We start from the raw sequence: 1,528 nt of genomic DNA on the forward strand, positions 1-1,528 counted from the left end.
CGTGGGCGCGTTCTCCCCCGCCAGCAGGGCCGCGAGCCTGGTCATGGTGTCGCTGATGACATGGTCCAGGATGTCGCGCTTGTTCTCGAAGTAGCGGTAGAACGTGCCGTGACCTATGCCCAGCCGACGCGCGATGTCGGCGATCGCGGTCTGGTGGTAGCCACGCTCGGAGAATTCGATGAAAGCGGCTTCGACGATATCGGCGCGCAGCTGCAGCCGGTTGCGTTCGGCACGCGACAGGGTGTGTTTTTCGCTCATGCCGCCATGGTAGCCGACCGCGCCGGAAATGACGATCACGGCAGAAATTGACATCACGTTCCGTAAATGACATTTTGTTCCGTAACTGGCCGGACAGTCACCCCGACCCGGCCCGCCATCACGGAGCAACAGGTCATGAACCCATCGTCATCAGAGCCGGCGCAGCCGCACGAGGCCGTGGCGCACCTGCACGAGGTCATCGTGCTCGGCGGCGGCTTCGCCGGTGTCGCCGCCGCGATCAAGCTGCGCGAGGCCGGCATCAGCGATTTCCTGCTGCTGGAGAAGGCCGGCGAGCTGGGCGGCGTCTGGCGCGAGAACACCTATCCCGGCTGCGCCTGCGACGTGCCCTCGGCGCTGTACTCCTATTCCTTCGCGCCCAACCCGGGCTGGAGCCGCGTCTTCGCCGGCCAGGCCGAGATCAAGCGCTACCTGCAGGACACCGCCGAACGCCACGGCGTCATGGCGCACGTGCGCCTGCACCACGAAGCGCTGGCCGCGCGCTGGTCGGACGCGGATGCCTGCTGGCACATCGACACGCCGCACGGCGGCTTCCGCGCGCGTTTCGTGATCATGGCCTGCGGCCCCATGCACGAGCCGGTGCTGCCGGATGTGCCCGGCCTCGACAGCTTCGCCGGCGAGGTCTTCCATTCATCGCGCTGGCGTCATGACATCGACCTCGCCGGCAAGCGCGTGGCGGTGATCGGCACCGGCGCCTCGGCCATCCAGTTCGTGCCCGAGATCCAGCCCCGGGTGGCATGGCTGACCGTGTTCCAGCGCACCCCGCACTGGGTGCTGCCGAAGATGGACCAGCACCTGCCGGCGCTGGTGCGGCGCCTGTTCGAGCGCCTGCCGCTGACCCAGCTGGCCATGCGCGGCACGGTCTACGGCATTTTCGAAACGCTCAACGGCGGCATGCGCAACGTGGCCGCCATGAAGCAGTTCCAGCGCCTGGCCCGGCTCAACATCCGCCTCGGCATCGGGGACGCGGCGCTGCGGCGCAAGGTCACGCCGGACTACGTGATCGGCTGCAAGCGCGTGCTGCAGTCCAGCGACTGGTATCCGGCGCTGGCGCAGCCGAACGTGGACGTGATCGCCAGCGGGCTGCGCGAAGTGCGCGGCAACACCCTGGTCGCCAGCGACGGCAGCACCTGCGAGGCCGACGTGATCATCCTCGGCACCGGCTTCGAGATCGCCGAGCCGCCGATCGCGAAACGCGTGTTCAACCGCGACGGCCGCAGCATGGCCGAAGTCTGGAACGGCAGCCCGGAGG

Annotated in this window: 2 protein-coding genes; one reads left to right on the plus strand and one right to left on the minus strand. The window is 68.1% G+C overall.

Annotated features, from left to right (window positions below):
• Positions 1–258 (minus strand): TetR/AcrR family transcriptional regulator (locus tag C5O18_RS09390; RefSeq protein WP_146089333.1); only part of this gene is annotated, 258 nt, incomplete at its 3' end.
• A gap of 135 nt (positions 259–393) precedes the next feature.
• Here C5O18_RS09390 and C5O18_RS09395 point away from each other — a divergent pair.
• The coding region (locus C5O18_RS09395; RefSeq protein WP_105193365.1) for a flavin-containing monooxygenase at positions 394–1,528 on the plus strand (1,135 nt) is incomplete at its 3' end.

It is taken from the genome of Amnimonas aquatica (assembly GCF_002943415.1).
Taxonomy (GTDB): domain Bacteria; phylum Pseudomonadota; class Gammaproteobacteria; order Pseudomonadales; family Moraxellaceae; genus Perlucidibaca; species Perlucidibaca aquatica_A.